Here is a 12361-nt window from a genome sequence, read left to right as displayed (position 1 = left end):
CGGCGACGTCGACGCGATTGGCCGCTGGGAACGCTGGGAGATCGTCTTTCACGCCCGTGGAATCAAGGACTACGCTTCGCAATTGGATTATTTTGGGATCGAATTGGCGGCGTTCGGAGGCGGCGACAACGCGATCGAATCCGCCTCGCATTTGGCGACGCAACCTGTCCGTCACGTCAATCGCCAACCCGACACCGAGCAGCGATTGTATTTTTCTTGGAAACGCACCAACCCATTTGCCCAGTTTGATCGCCAACTCCTGGAGTCGGCCAACATTCCCACCGCGGGGCGAAACGTCGTCCGATTCCTACCACGCGACCTCGAAGACACATTGGCATCGATGGAGAAGGGATTTTGCGAAAACAATGGCAGGTCGTTCCCGGGCGACATCGCCAAAACCACGTTCCAGAGCGACGCGACGGAAAACGGATTCGCGTTCCAGGTCGTCAACCAACGGTATCGGTCCGACCCTGATCGATGAGCCGCCGAGTGATCGCGGAGAAGCAGGCGATCGCGGAGAAGTCGAGCGATGCCGGTCCGCGGGCGGCTTCGGTACCCGTTGTAGACGATGTGTCTGTTTTGGGTTATGCTGAGGCTTGGTTTTCGCACGTTGATCGACAAACCGCATGCTCGTCTTCCGCCCACCGTCGTTCAAGGGAGTTGTGTTGATGTCTCGTCTGTTGGGAACTTTTCTTGTCATCGGTGTCGTGTCCGTTGCAGTCGCACCTGCCCAAGACGCGGCGGCGCCTGATCAGGAAACGAACGAACGCAGCCAGCGATTGTTTGATCGATTTGATCAGACCGCAAAAGAATTGGAAATCCAGTCGCAGGACGGCCAAGTCTATCAGTGGCAAAGCAACCCACTGTTCCGGTTCAGTTCCGAAGGCAATGTTTTTGGCAGTGTCTTCGTTTGGAAAACGCCCTCCAAGCAACTGGCCTTGATCGGAACGATCGGGTCGATTCCCATCAATCAGCAAGATTACGAGTTCGTTGAACTACACCTGTTACGGCCGACACCGATCGTTCCGATGTCCGTCGGCCGGGCGCCGCGAAAACGGTGGATGCCGGAGGTCGATACACTTGAGTTGAAAACGGTGCCGTCCGGTCCAGCGATTTCGGCCGATGCCGGACGACGCTTGGTTCAGATGCGCGGGATGGCTCGTCAATTCAAGGCCGAGATGATTCATAACGGCCAGACGAACCATCTGCGATTGCTCCCGCAGCCGCTGTTCCGCTACGAGGATTCGACGGCGGAGTTTGACGGCGCCCTGTTCGCGTTTGTTTGGGACAACGGGACGGACCCAGAGCTGCTGCTCCGTTTTGAAATTCAAAGGGAAGGCGACAAGAGTGTCTGGACGTATCAAGCGGTCCGTTTCACGTGGCGGCAATTGCGGTTATTGCATCGGGGCGAGACGGTGTGGCAGGCCGAAGAATTCCTGGAACGGGACCGCGTCGAGCAACGTACGCCCTACCTGACCGGACTGACAGACGTCATTCCGCAGTGAAGGATTGGGGACGGGAGCACGACTTTAGTTCATCGTGACACAACTCGCGTGGTGTTTCGGTGTGGGTCAGGCTGTGCCTGACGGCTCCTCGGCATACATAGATCCACGGTCGCTGGAACGCGTCAAACCACCGTCTGGCGACGGTGGCTACAACGTTTCGGGACAGAGCCTAGCATTCTGGTCCGGAATGGGGGACGATGGATACAGCGAAACGAGGTTGTTTCGCGATGATCTAAACGCCAGGAGCGGATTGATGACAGTAGTCCCTCGCATCGTAGGCTTCTCGTTGTTGCTGACAAGCTTGGCTGTGGCGCAGACCGCGCCCGAGCCCGCGGACACAGTATCGACCGATTGGATCCAAAAGTTCGACGGTGATTGGACAACGATTTCTCATTCACCCGATCAGTCGGTGACCTACAAGGGATCGATGACGTCGCGTCGGATCGGCGACCATTGGGTCGTCAACGAGTTTCGGACGAACATGGGCGGATTTCATTGTCACGCCCAGCAGACGCTCGGTGTTGACCAAAAGAGAAACGTGTTCACCGCGACTTGGGTCGACAATGCACTCGACTTCAAGTGGGACTACGAAGGAACGCTGGATGAAGCACAGAAACAGCTGGTCTTCGTCGCTGAAGGACCCAGCATGTCCGTCAAGGGAGCGACGGCTCGTTACCGAGAAATCTACGAGTTCCGTCATGCGGATCGGATCGCAACCACGTCCCAAATCCTCACCGACGATGGAAACTGGAAGACGTTCATGTCGGGCGAGATGATTCGCAAGCAACCCGATGCCCCGATCGTGAAACCGAGCGCAGCGCCGCTACTGATGTTCGAAGGAGAGGCGGAACGGGCGATGAAGTTCTACGTTTCGGTCTTTCCCGACAGTGGCATCGAAAAGGTCCTGAAATATGTCGAAGGCGAAAACGGCACGGCGGGTTCGATCAAACATGCGGCGTTTCGCGTCGCCGGGACCAGGCTGCTTTGTATCGACAGCCCCGTCGATCACCAGTTTGAATTCACGCCGTCGGTTTCTCTTTTCGTGGACTGCGAAAGCAAACAACAGGTCGAATCAATTTTTAAGAAACTTGCTGACGGCGGAAACGTTTTGATGCCGTTGGATGACTACGGTTTCAGTACCCGGTTTGGATGGGTGACGGACTCGTTCGGCGTGTCCTGGCAATTGAATTTTGGCGAATTGAAGTGAATCGGGTTAAATGGTGATGTAGGGCGTCTGCCGCGAATGGGGAGAGCAATCATGTCCAAATGTTTGATCGCCGAATACAAAACGCACGCTGCTGCGAAAGTCGGCCTGGAAGAGCTCGAGCAAGAACACTACACGTTAAAGAATATCTCGGTGGTCTCCAGTTCCACCGATCCGGCCGCGGTGCACCTCAGTGAGCTGCATGAGGAACACGAGCACGGTTCGGGCAAGCATGGACCCGACGGGCGGAGCACCTCGTTGGGAATGCTGATCGGGGGGACGGTTGCCGCTCCGATCGCGGCCGGCACATTGGTCGGGCCGTTTATCATGGCGGGACCTTTGGTGGGAATGGCGATCGGCGCCGCCATCGGCAGTCTGCTCGGCGTGATGGATCGCTGGGGTGTCGACCACGACGTCAGCTCCGACTACGCAGCCCGCGTGGAATCGGGATCGGTGCTGGTCATTGTGCACGACGTCGACAACAAAGCTCTCAACCACGCCGAGAAGGTGCTCAAAGCAACCGACCCCAAGACCTTGGAGAGATACGAGATGGACTAGTATTCCGTCTCAGCTCAATTTTCAGGTAGTGGACGAGGCGACGAGTCCTCGGCATTTTCGGGTAGTGGACGAGGCGACGAGTCCTCTGCAGTCGGCATCCTCTGTCGCCGACGTCGTCACGACGCTCGGCGATCACTGGGGCGAAGTGTCCATCGGCAAGTTGCGTTGGCCCAATGCGTTGTCGAAATCTAAAACGGCCGCGGGATCATCGGCGATCATCTTGATCCGCGCCAAGTTCGTCCGGGCGGTTTTCTCTTCTTCCACTTGTTCGGTCACGAACCATTGAAGTTCGACCAGCGACGCGAATGCCTTTTGTTCCATCGCCATGTGGAACAGCTCGTCGATCCGTTTGGTGTTTGCCTGTTCCTGCTGCAACGCACACTCGAAAATCTCGACGATCGAATGGAACGTCTCCCGCGGCGCGTCGAGCGGTGACAGTTTGACTTCAACGTCGCGATCGAGCAGGAATTCGTAGATCTTCATCGCGTGTGTGTACTCTTCCTGAGCTTGTGCACGAAGCCAGCCCGCACAACCGGAAAGTTGTTCGCGAGAACACCAGGCACTCATCGCCAGGTAAGAATACCAGGACTCAAATTCCGAGGCGATTTGTCCGTTTAAGGCGTCGTTGATTTGTTGATTTGACATTTGTGAGGGGCCTTTCGTGTGAATGGGGTAACGACCTGTTGATTTGATTCGATGCTCCTCGGTCAACGCGCTGGCATCAGACGCTTGCGGGCTTCCATCAACAGGTCGATCACCGAGGTCGCTAAGCATCGGTTTTCGCAGCGCCGCCGCGTTCTGTCGAGTCCTGGTGCCGGAGAAGGGCTCGCAACGGGCTGGAACACCTGCGTTCGGCGGTTTGTCGATCGCAGACCAGCGGGGACGCTCAACGAGCAAGCGTCCGCGCTCGGGCAGCCGCGTCCATCGGTTTTTCCGCCTATATGCCCCCCTCGTAATCTAGCACAGCGCAATTTCCAGGTAGTGGACGAGGCGACGAGTCCCCTGTCGTCGGCATCCCCTGTCGTCCGGCACCTCACCGTAGCGAGCGATCCTTCGTGCGAAACGTTGGCGCGCCGTTTGCAATTGTCGTTGTCCAACGCGATGGTCACGCGATCAGCGACGTTCGGCCATTGGCGAAAAGCATTGAAGACAGGAAGTCTTGCGGCATCTGGCGGTGAGTCTGCCGCCGGTTCTCGCATGACTCACATTTTTCAGCGGTGGCGAACGCATGCTCGACTGGTTCAACGATCTCGACCCGATTCTGCAATCGCTCCTCGCCGGTGGGTTCACTTGGCTGCTGACGGCCGTGGGGGCGTCACTGGTGTTTGGTCTGGTGCGAGTCCATCGATCGCTGTTTGATGCCATGCTGGGGTTGGCCGGCGGTGTGATGTTGGCCGCCAGCTATTGGAGTCTGCTCTCGCCGTCGATCGAAGTCGCGGGCGAATTGGGATGGCCGAGCTGGTTTCCCGCCGCCGTCGGCTTTTTACTCGGCGGCCTCTTCTTGTATGGGCTCGATCGAACGCTTCCACACTTGCATCGCGGCTTGCCCGATGCGTCGGCCGAAGGCGTCAAGACGGCTTGGCAGAGAAGCGTGCTGCTCATCCTTGCGATTACGCTGCACAACATTCCTGAAGGCCTCGCCGTGGGCGTTGCGTTCGGGAGCGCGGGGAGTGACCTTTCCATCGCCAGCATCGGTAGCGCGACGGCGTTGGCGTTTGGCATCGGTTTGCAGAACATTCCCGAGGGCCTCGCCGTGGCCGTCCCACTGCGCGGGGAAGGCATGAGTCGCACCAAATCGTGGCTGCTCGGTCAAGCGTCGGCCTTGGTCGAACCGATCTCGGCCGTGATCGGGGCAGCGGTCGTAGTCTACGCCGCACCGGTGCTGCCCTTCGCGCTCAGCTTCGCCGCGGGCGCGATGGTCTATGTCGTCGTCGAAGAGTTGATTCCGGAGACTCAGCAAGAAGGCAATGAGGATCTCGCGACGCTGTTTCTGATGATCGGCTTTGTCGTGATGATGATACTCGATGTCTCTCTGGGCTAAGCCCAAGTCCGCAAGACAAGCGTCCCTTCAGTCGGCCGTTCTGATCAGAATGAATGTCACGTGAGGCGGGATGTTGATCCCACCTGACTTCGCTACAGCGCTGGCGGCGCCCAGTCGGGGATTCCTTTCTCGGCCAACTGTTTTTCGTAACGCACTTTTTGTGGCTGTTGCTCGGCATAGGGGGCATCTTCGTTGACCATCAACGGCACCGTCTCGGCCCACCACTGGTCGTATGCCTTGCGCAATTCCGCGATGACTTCGGGGTGATCTGCCGCGACGTCCTTCGCTTCATAGGGATCCACCGAGATGTCGTACAGTTCCTCGTTGTTGACGAACCGCCAACGCTGCGTCCGGACGGCACAGTTTTGGAACTTGCTGTTATTGGGGTCATCACCCTTTTCCCAACGACCTCGATGGACGAACAGCTTGCGATCCGGCCACGGGGCTTTGGGGTTTTCCAACAAGGGGATCAAGGAACGCCCGTCGATGGGTTGGATGTCGTCGGGGATCGAGACGCCGGCGAGTGCGCAGAACGTTTTGTATAGATCGATGTGCGCGGTCAGCGCCGGGATGTCGACGCCTTCACCCAGTTTTCCCTTCCAACGCCAAAACGCCGGCACATGGGTTCCGCCTTCATATGGTGAACCCTTCCCGGTTTTGAAACCTGCCGTGAAGACGGGTTCGACCTTGCCGTTCTTCTTGGCCGTGCGCCCGGCCTGGCCATTGTCAGTCATGAAAATCACCAGCGTGTCGTCCCACAGGTCCCACTGGTCGAGCTTGTCCATCAAGATGCCGAAGTTGTCGTCGATGTTTTCGATCATCCCGTAGCGGCCTTGCAGATTTTGATCCCAGCCCAATTCGCGGAATCGCTTTTTGTACTTCTCCGGTGCGAGCATCGGTCCGTGCGGCGCGTTGGTGGTGATGTAGGCAAAGAACGGCGTATTGGATTCGTGTTGGTGTTTGATGAAGCCGAGTGCCGCTTGAAAAAACACGTCGGTGCAGAACCCTTTGGTTTGCACGATGGTGTCGTTGTGCAGGATGACGTTGTCAAAGTACTTTCCGTTGGCGACTCGATTGGGCGGAAAATCCGCGCAACTGCCGGTATACGCTTGTCCGATCCCGCCGGCTCCATGAATGAAGGTCTCGCTGAAGCCGCGGTTGTAGGGCTGGTATGCATCTTCATCGCCCAGGTGCCATTTGCCGAAAATCCCGGTCGCGTACCCCGATTCTCGCAACAGCTGCGGAAACGTCGTCGTCGACAGCGCCATTCGCTCGCGTTCTTTGATCGTGTGCGTGACGCCGTTGCGAAATTCATGGCGGCCGCTGAAGATCGCCGATCGGGTCGGGGCACAGGTCGGGCTGACGTGGAAATCAGTGAACCGAGTCGAGATCGAATGGAACCGATCCAGATGGGGCGTCCGCAAAAGCTGGTTCCCCATGCAGGACAGATCGCCCATCCCCTGGTCGTCGGTCATCACCAAGATGATATTCGGTCGCGAGCCGGCAAGTGATTCCGCGGGCAACCGGGCTGCGAACAGGCAACCGACAAGAACGCTCAGTAGGCAAAGGGAAAACCGGATCTTCATCGTTGGACATTGGGGGTGCGAGCAAGGTGCGGTCAGAGCAGAAGATTCTACCCACGGTGGGTTCTCAACGCCAATTCACTTGCCTTGGTACGTCCGAATGTTCCGCTGGCCGGCCGCCAGTTCTTCCAGTCGCCGCTGGAGATACTGGTGTGAAATCTCACGTGCCTTGGCCTGGTCCGCGTCGTCATAGTCCCAGAATTCTTGCACGATCGCTTCGCACGCCGGGTAATGCGACCCGTCATCACCGACACGCTGACGGGTCTCAGCCAGCTGAGATTTCAGCTTCGCGGCCAATTTCGCGTGCTCGGGATCATGGTACAGGTTGCGCGTTTCATGGGGATCGTTGACCAGGTCGTACAGCTCCCAACCGGCGGGCGTCTGGTAACCGCCGTCGTAATTGCAGCCATAGTAATAGATCAATTTGTGCGTCTTGGTACGAATGCCCATGTGGCCGGGGTTGTCGTGATGGGCCATGTGCATCCAGTAGCGGTAGTAGGCCGCCTGCTTCCAATCGTCGGGCTCTTCGCCGGATTCCAGCATGGATTTGAACGAGCGACCTTGGACGGTTGCGGGGATTTCAGCGCCGGCGAACTCCAGCATCGTGGGGCCGTAATCGACGTTTTCGACGATCGTGTCGAAACGTTGACCGGCGGGAACAGTTTTGGGGTAGCGAACCAGGAAGGGCATCCGCTGGGATTCCTCGTACATCCAACGTTTGTCTTGGTAGTCGTGTTCGCCCAGCATGAAGCCTTGATCACCGGTGTAAATGATGACGGTGTTGTCCATCTGGCCCGTCTCTTCAAGGTGATCGAACAGCCGCCCCAGGTTGTCATCGATGCCTTTGACGCAGCGCAGGAATTTTTTCAGGTACGCGTTGTACGCCAGTCGAGTGTTTTGCTCGTCGGAGTAATCCGCCGGGTCATAGCCCATGGGGAATTCGTTGGGATACAACTTGGGCAAATCCAGCAGGTAGGATCGACGTGGGTTACGCGACCCGATCGACGTGCCGATGTGGGGAACCAGCTCGTCGTTGTCGCCGCGTGTCGCCAGGGATCCGAACGACTCGCCACGATTCCACAGCGTTTCGGGTTCGGGAATATCGACATCGGCCAAATAGGATTCGTAACGCGCCGCATTGTCAAAGTAATCGTGCGGCGCCTTGTAGTGATGCATCAAGAAAAACGGTTTGTCTTTGTCGCTGCGTTGGGAAAGCCACTTCAGCGACAGGTCGGTGATCGCATCGGTGACATGTTTGTCCTGAAAACTGATCAGGTTCTTGCCCCACGGCTTGTCGCCCCGCACGCGAAAATCAGGGTTATGGTATTTCCCTTGTCCGGGCAGGACACAGTAGTAGTCAAAGTCGGCCGGCTCGGCTTTCAGGTGCCACTTGCCAATCATGGCGGTTTCGTAACCCGCCTTGCGCATTTCAATGGCCAGCATCTGCTTGCCCGGTTCAACACTGCCGCTCAGATCGAACGATCCGTTGACGTGGTTGTATTGACCGGTCAGCACGCAGGCCCGCGACGGCGAACAGATCGAATTGGTGCAGAACGCGTTGGTGAACAGAGCGCCTTCCTCGGCCAGACGGTCGATGTTGGGCGTCGGAGCGATCTCGGCCAGGCGGCTGCCGTACGCAGAGATCGCGTGTGCCGCATGGTCGTCCGACATGATGTACAAGATGTTCGGACGCTCGGCAGCGTCTGCATCCTGGACCACCAAACAGAAAACCAACAAGAAACAAAGCAAGCACGCAACGGGGCGAAGGGTCATGATCAAATCAAACGTGGGGGAGATCGAGTGGGGTGTGATTCAAGTGGTCAAACCGGCCACGCAGTATAATGCAGCCACTGACGATGATCACCGCTCGTGATCAGATTGTGGGCGATGTCGAGAAAGTCCTTTGCCGATCGTTGCCAACGCACGCCCGAATCAAAACAATTTTGCGCAACCGGGATCGCAGTGATCCCCCCCAGCGTTGTTCATCAACCGGAGTCTAGCCGATGAAACCGACCTGCCTGATGCTCTTGTTGCTCGCGATCCTGGTCCCGCCGAGAGCGTTCGCCGAGGACTTACGACAGTCGGTCCGCGCCGACTATGAAACGCATCTGGCAGATCTGTTCGATCACTTTCACCGCAATCCCGAGTTGTCGTTGGTCGAATACAAGACCGCGGCCAGGATGGCGCGGGAGATGCGCGCCGTCGGGTTTGATGTCACCGAAGGCGTCGGAGGCACGGGAGTCGTCGCGCTGCTGCGCAACGGCGAGGGGCCGACGGTGATGATGCGGGCCGACATGGATGGATTGCCGGTCGAAGAAAAATCGGGACTTCCCAACGCGTCCAAAGTGACCCAGCAGAGCCCGATCACCGGTGAGGTGGTTCCCGTGATGCATGCCTGTGGTCATGACGTGCATTTGACCAGTTTGGTCGGGACGGCACGCTACATGTCCGCTCACCGCGATGCCTGGCAAGGCACGTTGATGTTGATCATGCAACCGGCCGAAGAGCGTGTGATGGGCGCCCGTGCGATGAAACAAGATCGATTGTGGGAACGTTTCGGCGTCCCCGATTATGCACTCGCGTTCCACGTCACCTCACGCGACCGATCCGGATTGATCAATGTTACCGAAGGCAGCCCGTATGCCGGTTCCGACACGGTCGACATCGTCGTCCACGGTATCGGGGCGCATGGCGCGAGTCCGCATCGGGGAAAAGATCCGATCGTCCTGGGCAGCCAAATCGTGTTGGCGCTACAAACTCTGGTTTCCCGCGAGATCGCGCCGCGTGTTCCGGGGGTGGTGACGGTCGGTTCCTTTCATTCCGGAACGAAACACAACATCATCTCCGACAAAGCACATCTTCAGCTGACCGTCCGTAGCACCAGTCCGGAAACACGCAAGACGCTGTTGGAGGGCATCCGCAGAATCGCAACCAACATGGGACGAGTGGCGGGGTTGCCGGAAGACAAGTTGCCCGAAGTCACCGTGTCCAAAGAAGGTGTACCGCCGACAAACAACACGCCCGATCTGGCGCGGCGACTGCGCGCCGCATGGCAGAAAAACATTGGCGAAGATCAAGTCATCGACGAACCGTCCAAAGGGATGGGGGCCGAAGATTTCCCGATCTTCACCAGCGATCCGACGATCCCGTCGGTCTATTGGTCTGTCGGTGGTACCCCGCAATCCGCCTTCGACACCGAAGCAGCCGGCGGCGACGCGGTGCCGAGTCATCACTCGCCGCTGTTCAAGATCGAATCCCGACCGGCTGTCATTCGCGGCGTCGAATCCACCGTCGTTGCGCTGATGACGCTGATGGGCGGCGAGGAAGCCGGTGCCCGATCGCCTGAATGATGCGATCGCCGAGATGCTTCAATGTCGCGTTGCAGTCAACTAATCCATTTCGCCGTCGCTGATCACCGCGTCATCGACGCTCCTGGCAATCGTGATGGCTTCCATGATCGACTGTTTCAGGTATTTCGTGGCGTCGTCGTCGGAAACTCGCCCGCTGGCGATGTAGGCGGAATAAATCTGGGCCGCGGCCTGCACGATGACGCTCTCGCTGTGTTGCAACGTGATGTGCTTCTTCGCCATGTCTGAGGGGTCCTTTGAAAAATGTCTCGGATGGAGAGTTCAGTGAATCGCGTCAGTCTATCACAGGACCAGCGATTCGATTGGCTCGACCGTTGACAACAAGCACCCCGATTGTTGTTCATTGAGAGCGATCGCGAACCGAGTATCCCGGAGGGATGACAGCGAGTAGCCGGAGGTCAGCGCAGCGGCACCTCCGGGAAGCATCAGTTGGCGGATTGTGATTTGATCACCAGGTAGGGCTGGTCGGGCCGGTTGACGGCCGGCCACGGCGGGGCCAACTTCGGAACGTCCCAGATCAACTCGCCGTTTCGGTGCACGATAAAGCGGAGGCTGTTCTGTCGGCCCAGTCCATAATGCCATTGTGTTTGACCGTCTCGCTGGCGGGCTTCGAGCAACAACAGCACTTCCGGGTTGTTCGTGTTGCCTTGACAAAACGCAAACATCGCCCCGTCGACGATGCCCCGTTTTTCGCTTTGGTACCGGTAGATCGGTTTAGGCAAACGACGCAAATTCCAGGTCGACGTCGGATCGGAGCGATCTTCCGCTTGGGCGACGAATTGTTCCGCGATCGCGTGCATCTGCCTGGATCGCTGAAACGGGCGATCGCTCGGCGCGGGGGCATCGGCAAGCGACTTCATCTCAAGCCCCTTTCCGGTCGACCAGGCCCTCGCTCCGTAACGCGTCATCGTCAACTCCGACTCGCTGAGCGATTGCAGTTCGGTCGCCTGGTGCGTGTGAGGTGAAAACCACTTGTAGATCGACGCGATCGCTTCGGGGCGGCCGTCCAGCGTCCAAATGTAAACGTCGCCATAAATTTGACCGGAGACCGGATTGGTCCAACGCAACAGCGGTTCGGTTTCCCACCTCAGTTTTTGGGAACCCTGGAACAGTTCCAACGCTTTCGCTTCCACCTTGGCCAGTTCGATCGCCCGTTTGGCCTGGTCCTCTGACGCTTCTTGGGCCACGCCCCAACATGAAATCAAACACGACATCATGACACAGAAAGCACGCATGGTTCACCTGCATGGAACGAGGGAGGTTTGCGTTGCGGTGTTCCGATACCGTTCCGCAATGGGGAAGCCGTCACCATAAGACGTGATGTCTATCGCGTCAAGCAAAATGAGGTGAAGCGGGTGGGATCCGAGGTCGAATGGCGTCTACAATCAAGGGTGCTGAGATTCCTGGACTCATTTGGGCGATTGAATTGAGAAACATCATCATTATCTCGCTGAGCATTCTTCATTGGCTTTCGATCGCGTCGATTTGGGCCGGTGATCGGTCGCCTGTTGTGATCGAAGAGGCGTTGCAGCACGTTCGGGCCACTGCAGAACGCGAATGGGCGTGGTTTCCCGAGAATGCTCCCACGCAACGCTTCGAACGAGAATTCGAATCGACCGCCAACGCTGACGCCTGGACGCTCACACTCCGTCAGCAGAACGTCAAACAGGCTTGGGACGTCCGGCTTAACCGAGCGTCACTGGGAAGACTCGTTCGCGACGAGAATGACATGCGGGTCGACTTCCCGGTCCCACCGGGCAGCGTGATCGACGGCAAGAATCGGTTGGAGATTCGTCAAAATGGAACGGACGCCGATGACATTCGGATCGGAGAAGTCCGGCTTTACCCGATTTCGGCGGAGACACGTCGCAATCTCGCCCAGGTTGAGATCTCGCTGGTAGATCCCGCTGGTGCCCCGATGCCGGGACGAATCACGATCACCGATCAAGCGGGCGCGTTGATTCCCGTCGGTGCCGTGTCCAACCACGACACCGCCGTTCGCCAGGGCGTGGTCTACACGCTCAGCGGCAAAGCTGCCTTCGGTGTCGCGCCTGGTCAATATCGCATCGTTGCCACCCGAGGATTCGAATACTCGTTGGCCG

The 12361-nt window shown here is 57.9% G+C and carries 11 protein-coding genes and 1 pseudogene; 7 read left to right on the top strand and 5 right to left on the bottom strand.

The features are described from left to right. The 4 genes and pseudogenes from ABX749_RS07115 to ABX749_RS07100 all read left to right on the top strand — a co-directional run. Positions 1-481, top strand: a pseudogene (locus ABX749_RS07115) (hypothetical protein); the annotation flags it as partial. A gap of 187 nt (positions 482-668) precedes the next feature. Then, on the top strand, positions 669-1505 hold the full coding sequence (locus ABX749_RS07110) for a hypothetical protein (protein ID WP_372895359.1): 837 nt from the start codon (positions 669-671) through the stop codon (positions 1503-1505). Between the two features lie 253 nt (positions 1506-1758). Beyond that, on the top strand, positions 1759-2712 hold the full coding sequence (locus ABX749_RS07105) for a VOC family protein (RefSeq protein ID WP_372895358.1): 954 nt from the start codon (positions 1759-1761) through the stop codon (positions 2710-2712). 51 nt (positions 2713-2763) lie between these two features. Next, positions 2764-3267 carry a DUF1269 domain-containing protein gene (locus ABX749_RS07100; RefSeq protein WP_372895357.1) on the top strand — a complete coding sequence of 168 codons (504 nt, stop codon included), beginning with the start codon at positions 2764-2766 and terminating at the stop codon, positions 3265-3267. 132 nt (positions 3268-3399) lie between these two features. Here ABX749_RS07100 and ABX749_RS07095 read toward each other — a convergent pair whose 3' ends face one another. After that, complete coding sequence (locus ABX749_RS07095; RefSeq protein ID WP_372895356.1) at positions 3400-3912, bottom strand: ferritin; 513 nt, start codon at positions 3910-3912, stop codon at positions 3400-3402. Positions 3913-4495: 583 nt separating this feature from the next. Here ABX749_RS07095 and ABX749_RS07090 point away from each other — a divergent pair. Next, positions 4496-5308 (top strand): ZIP family metal transporter, encoded by an 813-nt coding sequence (locus tag ABX749_RS07090; RefSeq protein ID WP_372895355.1) that lies wholly within the window; start codon positions 4496-4498, stop codon positions 5306-5308. A 92-nt stretch (positions 5309-5400) separates the two neighbouring features. On the opposite strand, the gene ABX749_RS07085 is transcribed toward ABX749_RS07090, so the two are convergent. Together ABX749_RS07085 and ABX749_RS07080 are read right to left on the bottom strand one after the other, a co-directional pair. Then, positions 5401-6894: an arylsulfatase gene (locus ABX749_RS07085; RefSeq protein WP_372895354.1), complete on the bottom strand. Its 1494-nt coding sequence runs from the start codon at positions 6892-6894 to the stop codon at positions 5401-5403. A 75-nt stretch (positions 6895-6969) separates the two neighbouring features. Further along, positions 6970-8664: a sulfatase gene (locus ABX749_RS07080; protein WP_372895353.1), complete on the bottom strand. Its 1695-nt coding sequence runs from the start codon at positions 8662-8664 to the stop codon at positions 6970-6972. Positions 8665-8894: 230 nt separating this feature from the next. Here ABX749_RS07080 and ABX749_RS07075 point away from each other — a divergent pair, with 230 nt between their 5' ends. Continuing rightward, entirely contained in the window at positions 8895-10241 is a 1347-nt protein-coding gene (locus ABX749_RS07075) for an amidohydrolase (protein ID WP_372895352.1), read from the top strand. 39 nt (positions 10242-10280) lie between these two features. Here the strand turns inward: ABX749_RS07075 and ABX749_RS07070 are convergent, their stop codons facing one another. Continuing rightward, positions 10281-10481 (bottom strand): hypothetical protein, encoded by a 201-nt coding sequence (locus tag ABX749_RS07070; RefSeq protein ID WP_372895351.1) that lies wholly within the window; start codon positions 10479-10481, stop codon positions 10281-10283. A gap of 203 nt (positions 10482-10684) precedes the next feature. Continuing rightward, positions 10685-11494 (bottom strand): hypothetical protein, encoded by an 810-nt coding sequence (locus ABX749_RS07065; RefSeq protein WP_372895350.1) that lies wholly within the window; start codon positions 11492-11494, stop codon positions 10685-10687. Between the two features lie 137 nt (positions 11495-11631). Here ABX749_RS07065 and ABX749_RS07060 point away from each other — a divergent pair. Continuing rightward, the coding region (locus tag ABX749_RS07060; protein WP_372895349.1) for a carboxypeptidase-like regulatory domain-containing protein at positions 11632-12361 on the top strand (730 nt) is incomplete at its 3' end.

This window comes from Stieleria sp. (genome assembly GCF_041595215.1).
In the GTDB taxonomy this organism is placed as follows: domain Bacteria; phylum Planctomycetota; class Planctomycetia; order Pirellulales; family Pirellulaceae; genus Stieleria; species Stieleria magnilauensis.
Note: the sequence above shows the minus strand (reverse complement) of the source record. Positions and strands in the feature narration are given on the sequence as shown.

Coding starts and splice junctions, on each gene's coding strand:
- ABX749_RS07095 (WP_372895356.1), bottom strand. CDS start 3,912: ATGTCAAATCAACAAATCAACGACGCCTTAAACGGACAAATCGCCTCG.
- ABX749_RS07080 (WP_372895353.1), bottom strand. CDS start 8,664: ATGACCCTTCGCCCCGTTGCGTGCTTGCTTTGTTTCTTGTTGGTTTTC.
- ABX749_RS07085 (WP_372895354.1), bottom strand. CDS start 6,894: ATGAAGATCCGGTTTTCCCTTTGCCTACTGAGCGTTCTTGTCGGTTGC.
- ABX749_RS07110 (WP_372895359.1), top strand. CDS start 669: ATGTCTCGTCTGTTGGGAACTTTTCTTGTCATCGGTGTCGTGTCCGTT.
- ABX749_RS07065 (WP_372895350.1), bottom strand. CDS start 11,494: ATGCGTGCTTTCTGTGTCATGATGTCGTGTTTGATTTCATGTTGGGGC.
- ABX749_RS07090 (WP_372895355.1), top strand. CDS start 4,496: ATGCTCGACTGGTTCAACGATCTCGACCCGATTCTGCAATCGCTCCTC.
- ABX749_RS07105 (WP_372895358.1), top strand. CDS start 1,759: ATGACAGTAGTCCCTCGCATCGTAGGCTTCTCGTTGTTGCTGACAAGC.
- ABX749_RS07100 (WP_372895357.1), top strand. CDS start 2,764: ATGTCCAAATGTTTGATCGCCGAATACAAAACGCACGCTGCTGCGAAA.
- ABX749_RS07075 (WP_372895352.1), top strand. CDS start 8,895: ATGAAACCGACCTGCCTGATGCTCTTGTTGCTCGCGATCCTGGTCCCG.
- ABX749_RS07070 (WP_372895351.1), bottom strand. CDS start 10,481: ATGGCGAAGAAGCACATCACGTTGCAACACAGCGAGAGCGTCATCGTG.